General features: G+C 70.1%; 16 protein-coding genes. 3 read left to right on the top strand and 13 right to left on the bottom strand.

The genetic code is table 11. The features are described 5' to 3' along the window. Window positions 1-14 precede the first annotated feature (14 nt). From ABS735_RS12585 to ABS735_RS12550, 8 genes are all read right to left on the bottom strand, one after another. Window positions 15-1,151 (bottom strand): CaiB/BaiF CoA transferase family protein, encoded by a 1,137-nt coding sequence (locus ABS735_RS12585; protein ID WP_373905962.1) that lies wholly within the window; start codon window positions 1,149-1,151, stop codon window positions 15-17. Beyond that, window positions 1,141-2,388: a CaiB/BaiF CoA transferase family protein gene (locus tag ABS735_RS12580; protein ID WP_373905963.1), complete on the bottom strand. Its 1,248-nt coding sequence runs from the start codon at window positions 2,386-2,388 to the stop codon at window positions 1,141-1,143. The genes ABS735_RS12585 and ABS735_RS12580 overlap by 11 nt, the downstream gene beginning before the upstream one ends. 1 nt (window position 2,389) lies before the next feature. Beyond that, window positions 2,390-2,821: a Zn-ribbon domain-containing OB-fold protein gene (locus tag ABS735_RS12575; protein ID WP_373905964.1), complete on the bottom strand. Its 432-nt coding sequence runs from the start codon at window positions 2,819-2,821 to the stop codon at window positions 2,390-2,392. A gap of 27 nt (window positions 2,822-2,848) precedes the next feature. Next, window positions 2,849-4,060, bottom strand: a complete 1,212-nt coding sequence (locus ABS735_RS12570) for a thiolase family protein (protein WP_373905965.1) — start codon at window positions 4,058-4,060, stop codon at window positions 2,849-2,851. Between the two features lie 10 nt (window positions 4,061-4,070). Next, the gene (locus tag ABS735_RS12565) at window positions 4,071-4,580 is read right to left on the bottom strand and encodes a MaoC family dehydratase (RefSeq protein WP_373905966.1); all 510 of its coding nucleotides are present in this window, start codon (window positions 4,578-4,580) and stop codon (window positions 4,071-4,073) included. Window positions 4,581-4,604: 24 nt separating this feature from the next. Next, a complete protein-coding gene (locus ABS735_RS12560; protein WP_373905967.1) occupies window positions 4,605-5,762 on the bottom strand; it encodes an acyl-CoA dehydrogenase family protein in 1,158 nt (385 codons plus the stop codon). A 152-nt stretch (window positions 5,763-5,914) separates the two neighbouring features. Continuing rightward, a complete protein-coding gene (locus ABS735_RS12555) occupies window positions 5,915-7,072 on the bottom strand; it encodes a CaiB/BaiF CoA transferase family protein (protein ID WP_373905968.1) in 1,158 nt (385 codons plus the stop codon). A gap of 141 nt (window positions 7,073-7,213) precedes the next feature. After that, on the bottom strand, window positions 7,214-7,696 hold the full coding sequence (locus ABS735_RS12550) for an SDR family NAD(P)-dependent oxidoreductase (protein ID WP_373905969.1): 483 nt from the start codon (window positions 7,694-7,696) through the stop codon (window positions 7,214-7,216). A 177-nt stretch (window positions 7,697-7,873) separates the two neighbouring features. Between ABS735_RS12550 and ABS735_RS12545 the strand changes: the two genes are divergently transcribed. Then, the gene (locus ABS735_RS12545) at window positions 7,874-8,680 is read left to right on the top strand and encodes an SDR family NAD(P)-dependent oxidoreductase (RefSeq protein ID WP_373905970.1); all 807 of its coding nucleotides are present in this window, start codon (window positions 7,874-7,876) and stop codon (window positions 8,678-8,680) included. A 52-nt stretch (window positions 8,681-8,732) separates the two neighbouring features. Here ABS735_RS12545 and ABS735_RS12540 read toward each other — a convergent pair whose 3' ends face one another. Further along, window positions 8,733-9,719, bottom strand: coding sequence for a quinone oxidoreductase family protein (locus ABS735_RS12540; protein ID WP_373905971.1), 987 nt, complete (start codon window positions 9,717-9,719; stop codon window positions 8,733-8,735). Window positions 9,720-9,830: 111 nt separating this feature from the next. On the opposite strand from ABS735_RS12540, the gene ABS735_RS12535 reads away from it, so the two are divergent. Together ABS735_RS12535 and ABS735_RS12530 are read left to right on the top strand one after the other, a co-directional pair. After that, a complete protein-coding gene (locus tag ABS735_RS12535; RefSeq protein ID WP_373905972.1) occupies window positions 9,831-11,339 on the top strand; it encodes an MFS transporter in 1,509 nt (502 codons plus the stop codon). Beyond that, window positions 11,336-11,980: a TetR/AcrR family transcriptional regulator gene (locus tag ABS735_RS12530; RefSeq protein ID WP_373905973.1), complete on the top strand. Its 645-nt coding sequence runs from the start codon at window positions 11,336-11,338 to the stop codon at window positions 11,978-11,980. The genes ABS735_RS12535 and ABS735_RS12530 overlap by 4 nt, the downstream gene beginning before the upstream one ends. Before the next feature lie 51 nt (window positions 11,981-12,031). Here the strand turns inward: ABS735_RS12530 and ABS735_RS12525 are convergent, their stop codons facing one another. The 4 genes from ABS735_RS12525 to ABS735_RS12510 all read right to left on the bottom strand — a co-directional run bounded on the left by ABS735_RS12525 (window position 12,032) and on the right by ABS735_RS12510 (window position 17,651). Beyond that, a complete protein-coding gene (locus tag ABS735_RS12525; RefSeq protein ID WP_373905974.1) occupies window positions 12,032-12,562 on the bottom strand; it encodes an SRPBCC family protein in 531 nt (176 codons plus the stop codon). Between the two features lie 68 nt (window positions 12,563-12,630). Further along, window positions 12,631-14,124 carry an aldehyde dehydrogenase family protein gene (locus tag ABS735_RS12520; RefSeq protein WP_373905975.1) on the bottom strand — a complete coding sequence of 498 codons (1,494 nt, stop codon included), beginning with the start codon at window positions 14,122-14,124 and terminating at the stop codon, window positions 12,631-12,633. Between the two features lie 72 nt (window positions 14,125-14,196). Continuing rightward, window positions 14,197-15,549 (bottom strand): MmgE/PrpD family protein, encoded by a 1,353-nt coding sequence (locus tag ABS735_RS12515; RefSeq protein WP_373906220.1) that lies wholly within the window; start codon window positions 15,547-15,549, stop codon window positions 14,197-14,199. Between the two features lie 146 nt (window positions 15,550-15,695). Continuing rightward, on the bottom strand, window positions 15,696-17,651 hold the full coding sequence (locus ABS735_RS12510; protein WP_373905976.1) for a hydantoinase B/oxoprolinase family protein: 1,956 nt from the start codon (window positions 17,649-17,651) through the stop codon (window positions 15,696-15,698). Window positions 17,652-17,655 lie beyond the last annotated feature (4 nt).

The raw sequence follows: 17,655 nt of genomic DNA, 5'->3' as shown, positions 1-17,655 counted from the left end.
CGGTGCTTCGCCTCTCACCGGAGTGGGCCCACCTGGTCGTTGTCCGCGCCGACCGCACGCGCGGCGTGCAGGGGCGGCGGACGCCTGCCGTCGAACGACAGGGGCAGACCGACCAGACCGATCTCGTCCTCGGAGGGCCTGCCGATGATGCCGAGCGCGCGCGTCTGCTCGTGGTCCACGATCTCCGCGGTGGTCTGGATGGGTGCCACGGGTATGCCGTGTGCCTGGAGCCGCTCCTGCCAGTGGGCTCGGGACCTCCCGGCGAGGCACTCCCCGATCAGCCGGTCGATCTCCTTGCGGTTCTCCAGCCGTCCCGCGTTCGTGGCGAACCTGTCGTCCGCGGCCCATTCCGGGTGCTCCAGCACCTCGCACAGCCGGGCGAACAGCGCGTCGTTCGCACAGCTGACGACCAGGTCCCCGTCGGCGGTCCCGTAGGCGCGGTGCGGCACGATGAAGGCGACACCCGAGCCGTGACGTCCGCCCGGCTCGCCGTCGGCGTTGTGGTTCGCGATGCCGACGGACATCCAGGCGAGGGCGGTCTCCAGCAACGAGCCGTTCACCGTGGCACCGCAGTGCTTGGCCTGCCGCCGGTGGAGCGCCGCCAGGATGCCGATGACGGCCCACATCCCGGTGCCGAAGTCGACGATGGAGACGCCGGCCCGCACCGGGGGCTGCCCCTCCTCGCCCGTGATGCTCATGATGCCGGAGAAGGCCTGCATCAGCGGGTCGTACCCGGGCAGCGTGTTCATGGGGCCCTCGTGCCCGAACGCCCCGATCTCGCAGCAGATCAGCTCCGGCTTGGTCACCCGCAGACTGTCCGCGTCCAGCCCGTACTTGCCGCTGGAGCCCGGCCGGAGGTTGTGGAGGAAGACGTCGGCCCGTTCGGCGATCAGCCGGTGCAGTACGGCGAGCTGGTCCCGGTCCTTGATGTCGATGCTGAGGCACCGCTTGCCGCGGTTGAGGGCATGGAAGGCGGCACCGCTCCCCTTCCACGTGCTCGGGCCCCAGCCCCGCGCGGAATCGCCCGACGGACGCTCCACCTTCCACACCTCGGCGCCGAGTTCGGCGAGGATCTTGCCGCTGAACGGTGCCGACGCACTGTCGCTCAGCTCCACCACCACGACACCCGCCAAGGGCAGATCACCCGGCATCGTGCCCACCGCCTTCCCTGTCGTCGGCCGCCACCTCGCGCACCCGCGGTCCGTGGACGGCGCCGCAATCCAGCAGATCGCCGATCTCGTCCTCGCTGAAGCCGTATTCGGCCAGCAGCTGCGCCGAATGCTCTCCGAGTCGCGGAGCGGGGTGGCGCAGTTCCGGGCTGCTCTCGCTCCACTGCTGCGGGATGCCGAGTGCGCGCAGCCTGCCCTCGGAGGGGTGTTCCTGGTCGACGAAGAAGCCGACCTCCTTCATGTGCGGGTCGTCGAGCAGCGACTCGGGCGTGTTCATCTCGATGACGGGTATGTCCGCCTCGGTGAGGAGCGCCACCCACTCGGCGGTCGTCCTCGTCTCGAAGGTCCGCGCCAGGAACTCGTAGAGCAGGCCGATGTGCTGCGTCCTGCCGTGGATGTCGGCGAAGCGCGGGTCCCGGCCCATGTCCGGGTGCCCGGCCAGCGTGAAGAACCGCTGCCAGTGCTGGTCGGTGTAGACGTTCACTCCCAGGTAGCCGTCCCGGGTGCGGTACGGCCGGCGGTCGGGGTTCATCATGCGGGCGTAGCCCCAGTCACCGATCGCGGGCCGGAACGTGTGCCCGTACAGGTGGTCGCCCATGACGAAGTGCGCGAAGGTCTCGAACATGGGGACCTGGACCTCCTGCCCCCTGCCGGTTCTCTCCCGGTGGAACAGTGCCATGGACACGGCGGACGTCGCGGCCATGCCGACCACACGGTCGGCGATGGCGGTCGCCACGTAGTCGGGCGGGCCGCTCTTGCGGCTCTGCAGCACCGGCATGCCGACCGCTGCCTGGATCAGGTCGTCGTAGGCGGGGCGGTCCGCGTAGGGGCCGTTCTGCCCGAATCCGTAGGTGCCGCAGTAGATGATCCGGGGGTTGATCTCCCTGGCCTCCTGGTACGACAGTCCCAGCCCGGCCATGGACCTGGGCCGCAGGCTGTACAGCAGCACGTCCGCGGTGCGCATCATCCGCTTCAGTGCGGCGTTGCCGTCGCGGCTCTTGAGGTCGAGGACGATGCTGCGCTTGTTCCGGTTGAGGTGCAGGAAGATCGCGCTCATTCCGGGGTGGCGGCAGGGCCCGACTCCGCGTGTGGTGTCACCCTGCCGGGACTCCACCTTCGAGACGTCCGCGCCCATGTCCGCGAGCAGCAAGGAGGCGTACGGGCCCATGAAGTTGGACGTCAGGTCCAGGATCCGCACTCCGTCCAGGGGACCGGCCATGTCAGCCCTCCTCGTCGGAGGTCACCAGCGTGAACACGGGAAGCTTCTGCTCGCCACGCCGCACGAAGCGCACGGAGACTTCCCCGCCGATCGCGATGTCGTCCGGTTCGCCCTCGATCTGGGTGAACAGGAAGTACCCCTCGTCCATCCGCACGAAGCCGACGGTGTACGGGGCGATGGCCGACCAGACGGGGGTCGGACCCCGCATGATCGTGCTGTACGAGTAGACGGTGCCGTGCCCGCCGGACTGCTCCCACGACAGTCCGGAGGCGCCGCAGTGTGTGCAGACGGAGTGCGCCGGCCACACCGCCTGCTCGCAGTCGGCGCAGCGCTGGAAGGTCAGCCGGTCGTCCGACAGGGCTTCCCAGTACGGCTGCGCGTCCATGAGGCGGTACGGCTGCGGCCAGTCGTTCGGTGCTTTCGCTTCACTCATGCCGTGCTCCCAGCTTCCGTCGGCTGCTCATGTCGAGGAGGACAGCAGTGCCACGCTGCCGGCGGCGAGCATGCCGCCGGCGCCCTGCACCAGCGCCGTCCGCGGGCGGCGTGCCGGTGCGAGTCCCAGGGGCTGTCCGCGCAGTTGACGGACCGCTTCGACCAGACTGTCCATGTTGCAGGAGATGCCGGGCTGGCCGAAGGACAGCCAGCCGCCGTTGGTGTCGGTGGGGAGGTCTCCGTCGATGCCGGTGCGTCCCTCGCGGTAGACGTCGATTCCGTGGCCCTTCTTCGCGAAGCCCAGGTCCTCCATGACGATCGGGCCCATGTGCGCGAAGTTCACCGAGATCTGCATCATGTCGACGTCACTCGGGCCGAGACCTGACATCCCGTACGCCTGGCGGGCGGCTTCCGCCGTCGCGGTGTGCGTCAGGTTGGGGAACGCGCCGAGGCCGGGGTACCGGCAGTGGCGCATGTTCATGCGGTCGCCCAGGTACTCGTGGGTCGTGGCCGACCCGTGGCCGAGGACGTACACCGGGTTGCGGGCCTGTCGTGCCTTTTCCGGCGAGGTGACGATCAGCGCGCCGCCGGTGCCGCCGCCCCAGGTGGAGCACATCCAGCGGCGCAGCGGGGTGGCGACGTAGGGCGAGGCGAGGACCGTGGCGCGGTCGATCTCGCCGTGCTTGCGCTTCGCGGCGTGCGGATGTCCGGCTCCCCAGCGCTGGTTGGCGACGGCGACGTCCGCGAGGTCCTCCTCGGTGAGGCCGAACTCGTGGAAGTAGCGGTGCGCGGCCTGGGCGTAGAGCGCCGGGATCGTGGGCCCGTAGGGCACTTCGAACTGCGGGTCGGCGTCGGCCTCGGCACCCATCGCCACCGCGTCGACGAACAACTGCGTGGCATCGCTCTGGAGGCAGAGGACGTACTCGGCGGCGCCGGCGGCGATCATGTGGGAGGCGACCGCGATGGTCGCTGTCAGGCCGGCGCCGTGCATGGTGAGTTCACTCGTGAGCGTCACTGGCATCTGCATGTGCGAGATGAAGATGTTGCTCCACTGCGAGCGCTTGTCGGCCCATGGCGAGCGGCCGGTGAACACCGCGTCGACCTGGTCCTTGCGGATCCCCGCGTCGGACAGGGCGGCCGTGGTGGCCTCGACGGCGAGCTGGAGCGGGTCCTTGCGGTTGTCGAGCGACGCGTAGGCGTCGCCCATGCCGACGACGGCGGCGACGGGTGCGGAGGGCATAGGGTGGACCTCAGGCCTTCTGGCGCGGCTTCTCGGTGGGCACCGACCCGGAGACCAGGGCCTCCAGATCCTCACGCCTGCGCAGCATGAGCAGGCTCCACTCGGACTTCTGGCACACGTCGCCGTGCTGGTTGAGCGCCTTCATCAGGAAGGTGACCACGCCGAACTTGTCGTCCTTCTCCTTCTTGCCGACGACCTCGCAGGTCACGTAGATGGTGTCGTTGATGTGCACCGGCTTGAGGTAGCGCAGGTTGTCGATGCCGTAGTTGGCCTGGATCGACGGGCCGAAGGTGATGAGGCCCGTCATGATCGAGTACGTGAGAGATCCCTGGACGAGGCGCTCACCGAAACGGGTCTGCGACGCGTAGTGGACGTTGGAGTGGATCTCGATCCAGTTGCCGGTCAGCGCACAGTAGTTGACGACGTCGGTCTCGGTGATGGTGCGGCCGCCGGAGCGGAAGACCCGGCCGACCTCGATCTCGTCGAGCGGCATGTCGATACGGTTGTCGATCATGGTCATGGTGGGTGGTGTCCTCTCCTGGGCTCAGGCGCCGACGGACAGTCGCATGGACTTGGCGATGATGGTGCGCTGGATCTGCGACGTGCCGCCGCCGATCGTGGACTGGACGCTCTCGCGCAGGTAGCGCTCCATGTCCGCCTCGGGGAGGTTGGCGTAGCCGCCCAGGATCTGCATACCGTCCAGGGCGCACTGCTTGAGCGTCTCCGAGCCGTAGAGCTTGGCCATCGACGTCTCCCGGGCGGCGGGCAGGCCCTCGGCCTTCATCTGGGCGGCGCGGTAGCAGAGCAGTCGGGCCGCGTCGACGCGGGTCTGGTTCTCGGCGAGCATGTGCTTGAGCACCTGGAACTCGTAGATCGGCTTGCCGAACTGAATGCGCTGCTGTGCGTAGCGGTTGGCGGCGTTCACGGCTTCCTGGGCGTTGCCGGTGTACGCCGCGGCGACCGCGCAGCGCTCCAGCTCCAGGTGGTCGGTGATGATCTTCCAGCCCTGGCCGGCCTCGCCGAGGAGGGCGTCGGCGGGGACGCGGACGTCCTCGAGGAAGATCTCGGTGGTGCCGGTCGCGTGGCGCGACAGGGTCGGCAGCTTGCGGATGTCGAGGCCCGGGGTGTCGTTCGGGATCAGCAGGACCGAGAGGCCGCCGTGCTTGTCGTTGTTGTCCGTGCGGACCAGCATGGCGATGACGGTGTCCTTGGCGGCGGCGCCGCTGCACCACAGCTTGGAGCCGTTGACGATCCAGTCGCCGTTCTCGTCGCGGCGGGCGTGGGTCTTGGTGTTGGAGGCGTCGGAGCCGGCGTCCGGCTCCGAGATCGAGACGGAGAAGCGGATCCTGCCGTCGATGAACGGCTTGACGTACTTGGCCCTCTGCTCCGCGCTGCCGAACTTGATGATGTTCATGGCCGTGAACGTGGGGACCAGCACCGAGCAGGCGAAGTCGAAGCCGAACTTGCCGAGGCCCTCGGCCATCAGGGAGTAGTCGAAGATGTCGCCGCCGGAGCCGCCCTCTTCTTCGGGGATGAGGATGCCCAGCCACCCCTGGCGCGCGATCTTCTCGTACGCCTCGTAGGGGTATTCGCGTTCCGTGTCGCACTTGCGCACGTATTCGACGGTGACTTCATTGTCCATGAAATCATTCACGGTCCTGAGCCAGTCGGTCTGGGCTTCGCTGAGGAAATTCGAAGACATTTCGCCACCTCTTCAAATCACTGTGATCGGTCCCGGCATTGCGGTTACACGAACATTAAAGGCGGGTTACGTGCGATCCAAGTGGCAAGTTTCGAAGCCGCGATTCGAAGGGCGTGAACCGGCATGTTCCGCAGGTTCGGTCCGGGCACCGGTCAGCAGATCACGCCCGCCGCGCGCAGCGCGGTCAGGTCGTCGGACGTGAGGCCCCAGTCGGTGAGGACTTCCTCGGTGTGCTGCCCCGGCCGGGCGGGGGCGCTCCGGACGGCTCCGGGGGTACGGCTGAAGCGCGGGGCCGGCGCCGGCTGGAGTACGCCCTCCACCTCGACGAACGTCCCTCGCGCCCGCAGATGCGGATGGTGGGGCGCTTCGGCCAGCGACAGGACCGGGGCGAAGCAGACGTCCTCGCCCTCGGCCAGCGTGCACCACTCGTCGCGCGTCCGGGTGCGGAACACCGCCGCGAACGTGTCGTGGACCTCCGGCCACCGGGACCTGTCGTGCTGGTCCGGCATGTCGTCCTCGTTCAGTCCGAGCAGCCGCAGGGAGTTGCGCCAGAACCGCGCCTCGTTGGACCCGACGCTCAGCCAGCGCCCGTCCTTGGTCTCGTAGACGTTGTACCAGGGAGCGCCCGAGTCCAGGCGGTTCGTGCCGCGCTCGTCGCTCCAGTACCCGGCCGCGTGGAGTCCGTAGAAGAGGGTCATCAAGGACGCCGAACCGTCCACCATGGCGGCGTCGATCACCTGCCCCAGTCCCGAACGCCGGCTCTCCAGCAGCGCCGACACGACGCCGAGCGCGAGGTACAGCGATCCTCCGCCGAAATCGCCGGCGAGGTTGAGCGGGATCGTGGGCGGCCCGCCCGCGGTACCGACGGAGTGCAGCACGCCCGTGAGCGACACGTAGTTGACGTCGTGGCCGGGAGTGTGGGCCAGCGGGCCGTCCTGGCCCCAGCCCGTCATCCGGCCGTACACGAGCGCCGGGTTCACGGCCAGGCAGTCGTCGGGCCCCAGACCCAGTTTCTCCGCGACACCCGGGCGGAAGCCCTCGACCAGTGCGTCGGCCCCCTCCACCAGCTTCAGGACCGCTTCGACGGCTCCTTGCTTCTTCAGGTCCAGTGCGGCGCTGCGCCGTCCGCGGTTGAGCAGGTTGAACCGCGGCTCGACCGGCGCTCCACCGTCGTAGCCCGGGGGCCGGTCGATGCGGATGATGTCCGCGCCGAGATCGGAAAGGAGCATGCAGCAATAGGGCACCGGTCCGACACCGCCCAGCTCCACGATTTTGATGCCGGCGAGCGGTCCGCTCGATTTATTCGCCATTTCATTCTCCTGTCTCGTGGCCGGGACACTATCCCGCGCTGCGAAGCAGGCCAATTGCAAATCTTCGAAGTCACGATTCGAAAGTGTCGTCCTGGTTCCGGACGGCCTCCGCGCCCACGGCAGCACCGCCCTGGCGCGGTCTCAGCGCGCGAGCCAGCCGCCCTCGACCGCCAACGCGTGGCCGGTGACGAACGAGGCGTTGTCGGATGCGAGCCACAGCACCGCCTCGGTGACCTCCTCCGGGCGCCCGAGGCGGCCCATGGGCTCGAGCGCGACCATGGATGCGCGTCCCTCCGGGGTGCCTCCACTGAAACTGGCCGCCATCGGGGTGTCGAACGTGGCGGCGTTGTTGAAGGCCACGTCCAGACCGCCGAAGCGTGCGACGGTCGCCGCGACGGCGCGTTCGACCTGGGCGGGGTCGGCCACGTCGGTCGGGAGGGCCTCCGCGGTACCTCCCCCGCCTTCGATCAGGGACGCCGTTTCCTTGAGGCCGCCGGCGTCGAGGTCCACGAGTGCCACGCCGGCCCCGGCCGCGGAGAAGGCCAGGGCGGTACTGCGGCCGATCCCGGATGCCGCGCCGGTCACGAGGACGGTCCTGCCGGAGAAGTCGTGGGCGAGTGCCATGAATGGGCTCCTGTGGTCGATGCGGGTCGGCAAGGTGCCGCGGAGCGCCGTCCCGACGACGGTTGCCGAGGATGAGGATGTCGGCGTGCGGCGTTCCGCCCCGGCCAATCCGTCGGCGGGAGGTTCGAGTGCCTCTGAAGCCTAGACCAAATATTTTCTGCATGATACATCATGCATATGAGGCACTTCACTTCTCCCGCATCCGCGTCCATCGGCGAGCTCATGGACCTCAGCGGCAAGACCGCAGTCGTCACCGGCGCCGCCATGGGGATCGGCCTGGGCACCGCACGCCGCCTCCACGAGGCCGGCGCCAACATCGTGATCGCAGACATCAACAAGGAGGCCACGGAGGCCGCCGCGGCGGAGTTCGAGGACTCGTCCAGGGTGCGGACGGTCGTGACCGACGTGAGCAAGCCGGAGGACGCGGACGCGATGGTGCGGACCGCCGTCGACGCGTTCGGCCCTCTCGACATCCTGGTGAACAACGCCGGCATCTACCAGGGTTCCCTGTTCCTCGACGTGGGCCTGGAGGTCGCGCGGCGCACCCTGGAGGTGAACCTGCTGGGCGTGATGCTCTGTTCGCAGGCGGCCGCCCGCCAGATGATCGAGCAGGGACACGGAGGCCGGATCATCACGGTCAACTCCGTCGAGTCCGTCAATCCGTCCGTGATCGGCCTGAGTCACTACGCCGCGTCAAAGCACGGTGTCGCCGGCATGATCAAGACGATGGCCCTCGAACTCGCGCAGTACGGCATCGCGGTCAACAATGTGTGCCCCGGCGGCACGAAGACGCCGGGTCTGGCTCCGTTCATGGACGACGAAGGCATCAAGGAACTGGAGAAGCGGATCCCGCTCGGCCGCATCGGCCTGCCGGACGACATCGGCCGCGTCGTGCTGTTCCTCGCCTCCGACCTCGGCGCCTTCATGACCGGTACGCAACTCGTCGTCGACGGCGGCCAGATCCTCCGCGGGGCGACCGTCTGACGGGCCGGCTCAAGAGCGCTCGCACACGGGCGGGGGTGCCGTGCCCCGCCCCTCAGGGCACCGTGAGGACGATCTTCCCGCACGCCTGGTGCGAGCGCAGGCGCCGTGCGGCCTCCGGGGCCGCGCCGAAGTCGTAGGTCGCGTCGATCAGCGGGCGCACGCGGCCGTCCGCGACGGCGGACCGGAGACCGGCCGCGGCCTCGGACAGCACGGCGCCCAGTGCCGCGGGCCGGGAGAACCCGAACGACACTCCACGCACCTTGAGGTGACGGTAGGCCAGGACGTCGAGGTCGACGGTGGACTGGGCCCGGTCGAGACGGCCGATGTTGACCACGGCCCCGTCGACACGGGTGGCGGGCAGGCAGGCGGCGAAGGTCTGCCCGCCGACATGGTCCAGGACCAGGTCCACGCCCTGCCCGCCGGTCGCGTCGAGGACGGCGGTCGTGAGGTCCTGCTCCGCGGTCGCGACGACGACGTCCGCCCCCACCCGCTCCAGCAGGTCACGCCTGGCGGCACTTCGGGTGGAGGCGATCACCGCCCCCGCGCCGAGGGCCCGGGCGATCCGGACGCCGATCAGGCCGATGCCCGACGTCGCGCCGGTGATCAGGACCGACTGCCCGGTCGAGAAACCACCACGCGCCAACGCTCCGTGCTCGGTCAGCAGGGCGGTGGGCAGCGCGCAGGCCTCCTCGTACGTGACGCCGTCGGGCACGGTGACCACGTGCCGGTGGTCGGCCAGGACGTACTGGGCGAAGCTTCCCGGCGTGGTTCCCATCACCCGTGTCCCGGGCGCCGGTCCGGTGACGCCCTCCCCCAGGGCCGCGACGTCGCCCGCGAACTCGTAGCCCGCCGTGTACGCCTCACCGGTGCCGCCGGCCGTGGGGTCGGCGGCGGCCAGCGCGACGGCGTCACCGTTGTTCAGGGCCGCGGCGCGGGCGCGGACCAGCACCTGTCCCGGTCCGACCGTGGGGACGGAGACCTCGCGCAGCTCCCAGTCGGGGCCGGAGCCGCCGAGCAGCGCACTCATGGTGTCGGACATCGTTCTCCTCGCGCACGGGTACTGCAGGATCAGGTCCGGTCGTCGCCGATATAGTATGTCATCGCTCAATGACATGCATTGAGGACACGTTCGTGGGAAGGACACCGCAGTATGACCGGCGCTCGACGATCGCGCCTCCTCCTGCCATCCCTGATGTTCACGGCGCTGACCGTGTCCGTGATCAGCACGCTCGGGGCGCCCATGGTGCCCACCATCGCGCGGGAGCAAGGGGTGTCGCTCAGCGCCGCCCAGTGGGTTCTGACCTCCACCCTGCTCGCCGGGGCGATCGCCGGCCCGGTGCTGGGCCGGCTCGGTGACGGGCCGCGGCGCCGGGGTGCCATCCAGGGAGCCCTCACCGCGGTGTGCGCCGGGAGTGTGCTCGCCGCGACCGCACCGGGGCTCGCGCTGCTGCTGGCGGGGCGCGTCCTGCAGGGCGTGGGCATGGGCCTGCTGCCGCTGGCGATCTCCGTCGCCCGTGAGCACCTCCCCGCGGACCGGATGCGCTCGGGCATCGCGTCGCTCTCGATCACGACATCGGTCGGCGCGGGCATCGGCTATCCCCTCACGGGCGTGATCGCCCAGCATCTGGACTACCGTGCCGGGTTCTGGTTCGCGTCGCTGCTGAGCGGTCTGGCGCTCGTGGTGGTGCGGCGAGTCGTGCCCGTCGGGTCGTCGACCCCCGGCCGTCCCCTCGACGTGACCGGAGCGGCGCTGCTCTGCTCGGGGCTGGCCTTCGTCCTGCTGGCGGTCAGCCAGGGCATGGCGTGGGGGCCGCGGTCGGGCGCCACGCTCGGGTGCCTAGGTGTCGGGGCCGCACTGCTGGCCCTCTGGGCCGTCCAGGCGCACCGGGCCCGGCATCCGCTGGTGGACGTGCGGCTGATGCGCAACCGCGCGGTGCTGGCGGCCAACACGACCGCCCTGCTCACCGGCGTCGGCATGTTCGGTGTGCTGTCCCTGGTCAACCTCTACACCCAGGTGCCCGCGGGAGCCGGGTACGGATTCCGGCTCACCCTCACCGGCGCGGGGCTGGTGCTGCTGCCGATGTCCGCGGGCAGCCTGGCGGCGAACCGTCTCGCCTCGGCCCTGGTGTCCCGGTTCGGACCCCACCGGGTCCTGCCCATGGGCTCCCTCGTGGTCACGATCGACCTGGTCGTGCTCGCCCTGTGGCGCGACCACCTGTCCGTACTCGTCCTCGGCACCTTCCTGCTCGGCGCCGGTGTCGGCGCGGCGTACGCGGTGATGCCGCTGCTCATCGTCCGCCACGTCCCGCCCTCCGAGACCGGCAGCGCCACCAGCTTCAACCAGGTGTTGCGCACCGTGGGAGGCGCTCTCGGCAGTGCCGCCATCTCGGCCGTCATGCTCGCCGGCACCCCGTCCGGTGGTCACGTCCCGCGGGACTCCGCATACACCACGGCGTTCCTCATGACCGGATGCGTGACGTTCCTCGGTGTCCTCGCCGCAGTCGCCCTGCCGCCGCGGCGCGACACCGCCGGCGCGCCGGTTCGCGGTGTGGTGCATCGTGGTCCGGCCGCCCGCACGTCGTCCGAGGAGTCCGAGGCGGATGCCGTCCCCCTCGGATCCGGCAGCCGACCGGACCCCGCTTCGAAAGGATCCGCATGAGCTCGCCTCCCGAACACCCGCGAGGCAGGAAACGTGACGCGGACGCGACCAGGACCGCACTGCTCGACGCCGCCCGGGAACTGTTCGGCCGCCACGGATACGAGGCGGTCACGCTCCGGGACATCGGCGAGCGGGCCGGAGCGGACGGTTCCCTGATCGCACGGTACTTCGGCAGCAAGGCCGCCCTGTACCGCTCGGCCGTCGCCGAGGACAGCCGTGACGCGGCCGCGCCCGCGGAGGGGCTTGAGCTGCGCCCCTACACCGTGGGCTCGCTGCAACGGGCCGATCTCAGGGGCGCCCCCGGGCCGCTCGTCCAGGCACTCCTGTCCCGGGGCGGTGCCGCGGAGGTGCGCGGCGCGGCGGCGGACGAGATCCGCACGCGTCTGGTGGAGCCGCTGGCCGCCGGGCTGTCGGCCGAGGGCGCCGACGACCCGGAGGCCGGGGCCGAGCTGCTCGTCGCGTGCCTGGTCGGGGTGATCGCGCTGCGCACCAGCGGCCACTTCGACGCCCTGGCGCGGACGAGTCCGGACGTGGTCGGGGCCGTCCTGGAGTCCGCGGCGCACGCGTACACCACGGAGGCACCGCGGGCTTCCGGGGCTCACGAGCGGCCCGGCCCGCGCGGAAGCGCCTCGTCGGTGTGACCGGACGTTCAACCTGCCGTGCCGCGTCTGGGCGCCGGCTCCCGAGCCCTCTCAGCCGGCCCGCTCCGCCAGTTCCTTGATGCCTGCCAGCGTCTTCTCCATCCCGGCACGGAGTTCGCCCACCCGGAAGGCGAGGATCTCCTCCCTCCGGTCCGGCCGGCGCTCGACGGCGAGGGTGACGCCGTTGCGGCCCGGTCCCAGGACCGCCTCCTGTCGCAGTCGGGTGCCGTCGCCCTCCGCCTCGAGTTCGTAGCGCCAGGAGGCCAGGGCCTCGGCGGGGCCGCCGGCCGGTTCCCCGAAACGGCCGTCCTCGTCCACGACGGCCCAGCCGAACGCCCGGTGCTCGTCGAGCCGCACCACGTGGGAGACGGTCCGCCACTCACCCAGCAGCGGGTGGCTGTTGTGGCCCTCGAAGCGCGCCCCGACCGCGGGTCGCAGCGCGCCGTCGAGCCAGGCCACCCGCTGCAGCTCGGGGCTGAGCCGGGCCGGCAGGTGAATGTCCGTCACGAGGTCCCAGACGCGCCGCACGGCCGCCCCGATCCACACGTCGCACTGCACCCGTGCCGGCCCCGCAGAGCTCATTTCGCACCCTTCCGTGTCCTCGGCGGCCCCCCGGGGGGCCGGGGCCCCTGGCGACCCGCGCTCGCACCCTAGTCGAGGTTGATGTACACGGCCTTCGGGTACAGGAAGCTCTCCACGTGTTCCCTCGCTCCCTTCCAGCCGTAACCGCTCATCTTGGTGCCGCCGAAGCCGATGGCCGGGTCCAGGACCCCGTAGCAGTTCACCCAGATCGTCCCGGCCGTGATCCCCCGCGAGACCTTGTGCGCGGTGGACAGGTTGCGGGTCCACACACCGCCCGCCAGGCCGTACGGGGTGTCGTTGGCCACGCGCAGCGCGTCGTCGACGTCGTCGAAGGGGATCACCGAGGCGACCGGTCCGAAGATCTCCTCCCGGGCGACGGTCATGTCGTTCGACGCACCGGCGAAGATCGTCGGCTCGACGAAGTAGCCCGACGCGAGGTCGCCCCCGAGGCGGCTGCCGCCGCCGGCCAGCCGGGCCTCGCCGCCGCCCACGTCGATGTAGTGCATGACCCGTTCGAGCTGCCGCTGGGAGATCAGCGGCCCCATCTGGGTGTCCGGGTCGAGTCCGTCTCCCACGCGGATCGTCTTGGTGAAGTCCTTCATGCGCTCGACGAACTCGTCGTGGACGGAACGCTGCACGAGGATCCGGGTACCGGCGACGCAGACCTGACCGCTGTTGGTGTAGACGCCCATGGCAGCGCCGGGCACGGCCTTGTCCAGGTCGGCGTCGGCGAAGACGATGTCGGGCGACTTGCCGCCCAGCTCCAGCTGCAGCCGCTTGAGGTTGCCGGCCGACGCCTGGACGATCGCCCGCGCGGTGCCCACCGAACCGGTGAAGGCGATGCGGTCGACGTCCTTGTGCTCCGCCAGGGCCTGGCCCGCGTCGGCGCCGTAGCCCGTCACGACGTTGATCACGCCGTCGGGCACACCGGCTTCCAGCAGCAGTTCGGACAGCCGCAGTACGGACAGGGAGGCGTCCTCGGCGGGCTTCAGGACGGCGGTGCAGCCGGTGGCCAGCGCCGGGCCGAAGATCCACCACAGGCCGATCAGCGGCCCGTTCCAGGGGATGATGCCACCGACCACGCCGACGGGGGCGAGGTGCTTCAGTGTCAGGAAGTTGCCCGGGAGCGAGTTCTGCGGCGCGGACACGCTCGCGCTGTCGCACTGCGAGGCGAAGAACTGGAGGACCTGCGAGGTCCACTCCTTGAGCCCCTTGGTCCGCGACAGGGGCGCGCCCATGTCGAGGGTCTCGATCATGGCCAGTTCGTCGAAGTGGTCGAGGACGACGTCGTGGATCCGCAGCAGCAGCTTGCGGCGCTGGTGCGGCGTCCAGCGGCTCCAGTCCCCCTCGAAGGCGCGCCGCGCCGCGGCGACCGCGAGGTCGACGTCGGTGGCGCCGCCCTGGGCGATGCTGCAGAGCGCCTGCCCGGTCGCGGGGTTGATGACGTCGATCTGTTCGCCGGAAGTCGGTTCGACCCACTTGCCGCCGATCAGAAGCCGTTTCGGGCCGGTGACGAACTCCGGGACCGCGGGTGGTGTCTCATGTCGGGTGGGCGTAGGCATTCGGTCTCCTCATTTCTGCTTTCCCTGCGCAGAAGCGGCTCGGTGAGAGGTCGTGCGGGAGAGGCCGGGCGATCAGATCAGCAGGAGCTTGGCCATCGTCCCGGCGGCCAGGCCCTCGTCGCCGTCGTTGATGGCCCGCAGCAGCGCCTCACTGCGTTCCTCGCCCATGCTCGTGACCGTCAGGTCGCGGAACTTGGCGTCGAGGTCCGTCTGCGACACCGGGTTCTCGGCGGTGCCCAGCGGGTTCTCGACGAAGAGGTGCTCACCCGTGCCGTCCCGGTAGGTGACGGTGATGTCGGCGACCCATTTGCCGGGGTGGGCGGTGTCGAGCTCGGGCTTGGGCGTGATGCGGATCCGGTTCGCCAGTTCCGCCGCCTCGCTGCCCTCGGACAGGTCGAGGCCTCCGTCCATGAAGGCACGGTGCGGCGTGAAGCCGTTGCCGCGGCCCAGGAGCGAGAGGGCGAACTGGAAGGGCAGGCTGTACTGCAGGTTCTCGATGCTCTGCGGCGCGTAGGCGTTGGCGTTGCGTGCGCCGACGATGATGTTCCCACCGGTCTGGATGCCCAGTTCGACGGTGTCGATGAGCTCCACCCGGTCCGCGAACCGCCGCGCGCCGTCGATGTAGGCGTGGTTGATGCCGCAGCAGCAGTAGGGCTTGATCCAGACTCGGGTGATCTCGAAGGGAGCACCGGGGGCGAACGCGGACGCGGCGTCCGGGCCCACCTCGCGCCCGACGAAGGTGCGGTAGAAGCCCTTGGCTCCCGTGAGGTAGGCCGTGGGTCCGGTGATGCCGGCCTCGGCCATCTCGGCCGAGCGAATCCCGTTCCGGGTGCCGATACCCGCGTGCACCCGCTTCACGGAGCCGCCCGACGACGTGTACTCGGTGGTTCCCGAGCAGTGGCTCATCGCGATGGCCAGGGCATGGGTGGTCTGCTCCAGGTCCAGTCCGCGCATCTTGGCGACCACCGCGGCGGCGCCGAAGTTGGACAGGAGCGCGTGCGGGTGGAAGCCGCGTTCGAGCAGTTCCGGTGCGGCGAGCACGCCGATGCGCGTGTACACCTCGTAGCCCGCGACGATGCCGAGCAGCACGTCCCGCATGGACGCGCCGATCTCCTCTCCCACCGCGAGGGCGGTCGACACGACGCAGCTGCCGGGGTGGCTGGAGCTGGCGCGGTGGGCGTCGTCGTACTCGAAGCCGTGACCGAACGTGGCGTTGACGAAGGCCGCGTCCGCCGCGCTCATCGTGTCGCCGGCGCTGACCACGTGTGCCGTGCCCGGAGCGTGCCGGTCCCGGGTCAGGTTCAGCACCACCTGGCTCCAGGGCAGGCTCGCGCACCCGATCTGCACGGCCAGCTGGTCCTGCATCAGCCGCCGGGCGCCCTGTACGGCCTCGGGCGGGAGTGAGTCGTACTCCAGCTCGACCACCAAACGCGCTACCGCTGCTTCGACTGGGGGGATGTTCTGCACGACGTGCGCCTCGCTTCCGGCGAAATCCTAGGGAGAAATGAAATATATTTTATTGCTGACGGCTTGGCTAGAGCCGGACTCGTCGAAAGCGGGGCGCACTCACCTCACGCCCGGTGGCCGGTGCGCAGGGCCGTGGTGGCCTCCATGTCGATGCGGAGCCCTTCCGGGTCGAAGTGGGGGTCGCCCAGTACGACGACGCCGTAGTCGCGAGCAGCGCCCTCGACGCTCACGTACTCGTCCCGCACGTCGGCGAGCACCTTCTCGGGGTCGCGTGCGAAGGGCGCCCCCCAGCCGCCGCCGCCGTTCGTCAGGCAGCGCAGCACCGCGCCGGCCCCCGTCCGCCATGTCTTACGGCTGGCGAAGTAGTGGTACGTGCCGTTCACCGGGTCCAGGACGTTCGTCTCCGGGTCGAGCACACCGGCCACCGGGACGCTGTCGGCGTAGGCGGCCGGCACGGTTGCGACGAGGCCTGCGGGGCCGTCGGTCCCATCCCGCGGCGGAAAGATCCACATGGCTCCGGCCGGTCCGGCCTGGCCACCGCCCGCACCCACTCCGCTCGGCTCCCTGGTACGGAACGGCGACAGGTAGTGGTCGGCTTCGGTCAGCCAGAGGGTGTCCTTGAGGTTGGCGGCACCGCCGCGGTGGACGCCGGGCCCGCCGGTGTCGATCGCGTGCTCCTTGCGGAGCACCACCACGGGGGAATCGTGCTCGATGGTCTCGGTCGCCGGGTCCAGGTTGTTCAGGTTGAACAGGACGGTGTAGCTGTCGCCGTCGCCCGCCTTGGTGGCTCCCCAGGGCCCGTGCTCGCCGCCGCACTGGGTGGCACTCGTCCACGGGGTGCCGTCCTGCCGCACGCCGTTGGCGTTGTGGGTGTTGGTGGAGCCGTAGTCACCGCCCACGGCGTTCTCGCCGAGGGCCGGGTTGAGCGCGTTGAAGATCGCCGCGATCAGGGCTCCGGAGGCCTCCCAGAACATCATGGGCGCTCCCTCCGGAGGCAACGCCGTCAGCAGGGTCCCCGGGGGCGCCACCAGGTCGAGATGGCGCCAGGTGCCGGAGGTGAACGGGATCGCCGGGTCGAGGAGCATCGTCAGGGCGACGCCCAGGGCGGTCTTCGCGTCGGAGATGCCGCAGTTGATACAGGTCCTGGCCTGCGCCGACGTCCCCGACAGATCGGCCTCCACGTCGTGGCCGCGCTTGCGCAGGGTGACGTGGACGGCGTAGTCGACCGTGTCGTCCAGTCCGTCCGCGTCGATCGTCGCGGACCCGGTGTAGTCGCCGTCGGGGATGCGTGCGATCGCCTCGCGCATCAGCTCCGCCGAGGTGTCGCAGGCGTAGGCGAGCGCGCCGAGGTGGGCGCCGGGCCCGTAGCGTTCGATGTTCTCCCGCACGAGCCGCTCGCCCAGCCGCAGTTGCTGGTGGATGCTCTTGAAGTCGGGCAGGAGTATCGCGCCCCAGCGTGTGTTGTCGAAGATGAGGCTGAAGGCCGAGCGCACCGGCTCGTCCTTCGACCACAGCAGGACGGGCGGGATCACCAGGCCGTTCTCGTAGACGTTCGCCTTCGTGGCCGAGAAGCCGCCGGGCACGGTGCCGCCCATGTCGAGCTGGTGGGCGCGCATGCTCACGAAGGACACGATCCGGCCGTCGACGAAGACCGGCCTGGTGAACAGCACGTCGTTGACGTGTGTGCCGCCGCGGTACGGGTCGTTGCAGATCAGTACGTCGCCCGGGGCGAGGTTGTCCGGTCCGTACTCCTCGACGGTGTTGCGTACGGCGTCCGGCATGGTGCCGAGGAACGGGGTGAGGCTGTTGCTGACCACGGCCATCCGGTAGTCCTGCTCCGGGGGCCCGCTGACCGTGCAGGCGAAGTCGTACCAGTCCCGGATGATGGGTGAGAACGCCTCCCGGAGGAACGCGGTGCTCATGTGGCCGACCGCGTACTTCAGCCGGTTCACGATGACGGACGCGGTGAAGCGGTCGCAGCCGTACGCGTCTTCGAAGGCTTCGTCGGTCAGGTCCCGGATGCGCGTCGGCTCGGTCGCGGGAATGTCGAGAGTATGCACGCCG

The organism is Streptomyces sp. MMCC 100 (assembly GCF_041538145.2).
GTDB lineage: Bacteria > Actinomycetota > Actinomycetes > Streptomycetales > Streptomycetaceae > Streptomyces.
The sequence above is the reverse complement of the archived record's forward strand: the minus strand, read 5'-3'. Positions and strand labels throughout refer to the sequence as shown.

What these genes read in the sequence shown, in the direction of transcription:
- ABS735_RS12585 (WP_373905962.1), bottom strand. Translation starts at nt 1,151, where the DNA reads ATGCCGGGTGATCTGCCCTTGGCGGGTGTCGTGGTGGTGGAGCTGAGC.
- ABS735_RS12580 (WP_373905963.1), bottom strand. Translation starts at nt 2,388, where the DNA reads ATGGCCGGTCCCCTGGACGGAGTGCGGATCCTGGACCTGACGTCCAAC.
- ABS735_RS12575 (WP_373905964.1), bottom strand. Translation starts at nt 2,821, where the DNA reads ATGAGTGAAGCGAAAGCACCGAACGACTGGCCGCAGCCGTACCGCCTC.
- ABS735_RS12570 (WP_373905965.1), bottom strand. Translation starts at nt 4,060, where the DNA reads ATGCCCTCCGCACCCGTCGCCGCCGTCGTCGGCATGGGCGACGCCTAC.
- ABS735_RS12565 (WP_373905966.1), bottom strand. Translation starts at nt 4,580, where the DNA reads ATGACCATGATCGACAACCGTATCGACATGCCGCTCGACGAGATCGAG.
- ABS735_RS12560 (WP_373905967.1), bottom strand. Translation starts at nt 5,762, where the DNA reads ATGTCTTCGAATTTCCTCAGCGAAGCCCAGACCGACTGGCTCAGGACC.
- ABS735_RS12555 (WP_373905968.1), bottom strand. Translation starts at nt 7,072, where the DNA reads ATGGCGAATAAATCGAGCGGACCGCTCGCCGGCATCAAAATCGTGGAG.
- ABS735_RS12550 (WP_373905969.1), bottom strand. Translation starts at nt 7,696, where the DNA reads ATGGCACTCGCCCACGACTTCTCCGGCAGGACCGTCCTCGTGACCGGC.
- ABS735_RS12545 (WP_373905970.1), top strand. Translation starts at nt 7,874, where the DNA reads ATGAGGCACTTCACTTCTCCCGCATCCGCGTCCATCGGCGAGCTCATG.
- ABS735_RS12540 (WP_373905971.1), bottom strand. Translation starts at nt 9,719, where the DNA reads ATGTCCGACACCATGAGTGCGCTGCTCGGCGGCTCCGGCCCCGACTGG.
- ABS735_RS12535 (WP_373905972.1), top strand. Translation starts at nt 9,831, where the DNA reads ATGACCGGCGCTCGACGATCGCGCCTCCTCCTGCCATCCCTGATGTTC.
- ABS735_RS12530 (WP_373905973.1), top strand. Translation starts at nt 11,336, where the DNA reads ATGAGCTCGCCTCCCGAACACCCGCGAGGCAGGAAACGTGACGCGGAC.
- ABS735_RS12525 (WP_373905974.1), bottom strand. Translation starts at nt 12,562, where the DNA reads ATGAGCTCTGCGGGGCCGGCACGGGTGCAGTGCGACGTGTGGATCGGG.
- ABS735_RS12520 (WP_373905975.1), bottom strand. Translation starts at nt 14,124, where the DNA reads ATGCCTACGCCCACCCGACATGAGACACCACCCGCGGTCCCGGAGTTC.